Here is a 2586-nt window from a genome sequence, read left to right on the forward strand (position 1 = left end):
TGGCTCAGAGGCGGTAGCTTGCGCTGCCCGAGCGCAGGCGGCCGGACATAGCGTCTTGGCGACAGGAGAGGCTGCGAAGTTGGGCACGCGAGAGGAAGCCGGTTCTGTAGCGGAGGTTCAGCGCGCAGTGCAGGACTGCGTGGCACTCGGCCGGTTCAGCGCATATCAATTGGAGGCTCGAGAGGCCTTTTCCCGCTATGCGCAGGAGCCAATCCTGTCGTGCTGTTCACAGAAGATTTGTGCGGCGGCCGCGGCGAGCGCCAGTTGATGCGCGAAGTGCAAGTGAACGTGGCGTACCGCTGGTTCGCGGGCTTTGGGCTCACGGACCGCGTGCCCGATACCTCGAACTTTCTCGCAGAACCGACGCCGTCGTTTCACCGATACCGCCGGCTGCAGTGGACATCGACCGCGCCGACCAGGGCCAAGAAGCCGTTCAAGCGCGACGACAGGCCGCGCGGGTTCTTCTATCTGGACCGTCGAACCGTCGACGCAAAACATTCCCTGATTACCGATACCCACGTCACGCGGACTAGCGTGTATGACAGCCAGCCTTATCTTATCTAGCAAGGCTGGCACGGCGGCACGAGCGCTTCGGGTTTCGAGTCGAGGCGGTGGGCGTTGGCGCGGGGTACTTCACGCGGGCGGTGTGTCAGGACTTGGAAAACCTGGGTGTCAAGGGCGTGATGGGATATCGGACGCCCAACCACAAGTCGGGGTTCTTCTACAAACGCGACTATGAGTACGCCGCGTATCGTGGTGAATACCACCGACGCCAACGGTTTAATGCGGCCGTCGGGATCCCGCGCGCTTTGGCTTCGGGAGGTTAGCGACGCCTTTCGAGTCTCCACGGATATCCTGGTTCGAGCACGACTCAGATCCAGATGATTTTACATAATGTTAATTATCTACCTTTTGCGTGTCGGAGCTTTTTAGAAATGTCCGGTTCTGGCTAATTAGAAATGTCCGACTCTGTCCTCCTGGCGCACGCTGGTAAAAGCATGTCGTCAAGGGGCTGATCATGAATGAGCGTGGTTTCGTCACGGTGAGTATGCATGAGCTCGAGCGGATCAAGATTATCGCGGCGGTGGCTGAGCATCGACTCAAGGTCGTGCAGGCGGCCGAGCGTCTAGCGCTGTGCGAACGGCAAGTGAGTCGATTGGTCCGGCGCTACGAAGCCAGCGGTCCCGCCGGGCTGGTGTCAGGCCGGCGCGGCCAGCCAAGCAACCGCGAGTTGCCGATCGAGGTGCGAGCTCGGGCCATGGCGCTGGTACGCGAGCGTTACGCCGATTTCGGCCCGACACTGGCCTGCGAGAAGCTGCGCGAATGTCATGGCACGACGCTGGCCAAGGAAACGGTGCGGCGCTGGATGCGCGACGCCGGATTGTGGATTCCGCGCAAGCAGCGTCCGCCCAAGATCCACCAGCCGAGGAACCGGCGGGCGTGTCTGGGCGAGCTGATCCAGATCGACGGCAGCGATCATCGGTGGTTCGAGGAACGCGCGCCGGCCTGCACGCTGCTGGTGTTTATCGACGATGCCACGAGCCGCCTGATGATCCTGCACTTCACCGCGACCGAGTCGACTTTCAGCTATTTCGAGGCGACGCGCCAGTACCTCGAAGCCTATGGCAAGCCGGTCGCGCTCTACAGCGACCGCGCGAGCGTGTTCTCGTGCAACAGCCATTCGAGCACGCCGGGCAAGGGTGTGACTCAATACGGGCGGGCCATGTTCGAGCTGAACATCGATACCTGGTGTGCCAACAGCAGCCAGGCCAAGGGGCGCGTGGAGCGCGCCAACCTGACCTTGCAGGACCGGCTGGTCAAGGAACTGCGACTGCGCAACATCGACACACGCGAGGCGGCGAATGCTTATGCGCCCCACTTCATTGCCGACTTCAATGGCCGCTTTGGCAAGGTCCCAAAAAGCACATTCAACGCGCATCGGCCGCTGCGCGAGGACGAAGATCTCGACCTGATTCTGAGCTCGCGCGTGCCTCGGCGTGTGTCAAATTCGTTGACGGTCCAGTACGACCGGGTGATTTACATGCTGGCCGATACGGCCGAGAATCGAAGCTTGATCCACAAGTATCTGGACGTGTTTGAATACCCCGACGGGCGCATCGAGATACGCGTCAATGGGGCCGCTCTCCCCTATGTCGAATACGACCGTCTGTCGGAAATCGATCAAGGTGCTGAGATCGACAATAAGCGTCTGAGTCATGCGTTGCGGCTCGCGCAGGTGATTCAGGCACAACGCGACGACCGGCGCGCATCGGGCTCGCCTTCGCGCACCAACCAGGGTGAAGCGCCGCGTTCTAAGGAGCGTAAAGCGGGGACCAAAAAGCAACGCGAGCTGACACTCGATGACTTGAATGCGGCGGTCTTGAGAACTGCCGAAAGGCGGGTAGCCGCGGTGGGGAAATGACCCTTTCAAGAGGAGATTAACAAGGCTAAAACCCGACACTTCTAAAAAGCCCAACCCCCGACATCTGAATCTGGCCTCGACATTGCGTGTGACGGCAATATCCTAATGTCGTGTTTTAGCAAGATAGGAATGTCGTGTTTGGGGGCTGGCGTCGCCAGCGCAGC

General features: G+C 60.4%; 1 protein-coding gene and 1 pseudogene. Both read left to right on the top strand.

What is annotated here, in order from left to right:
- Positions 1-219: 219 nt before the first annotated feature.
- Positions 220-764 (top strand): annotated as a pseudogene (locus WCA53_RS13480) (transposase); the annotation flags it as partial.
- 254 nt (positions 765-1018) lie between these two features.
- Positions 1019-2422 carry an ISNCY family transposase gene (locus WCA53_RS13485; protein WP_423910828.1) on the top strand — a complete coding sequence of 468 codons (1404 nt, stop codon included), beginning with the start codon at positions 1019-1021 and terminating at the stop codon, positions 2420-2422.
- Positions 2423-2586 lie beyond the last annotated feature (164 nt).

The sequence above is a fragment of the Caballeronia sp. genome (assembly GCF_049581465.1).
Taxonomy (GTDB): domain Bacteria; phylum Pseudomonadota; class Gammaproteobacteria; order Burkholderiales; family Burkholderiaceae; genus Caballeronia.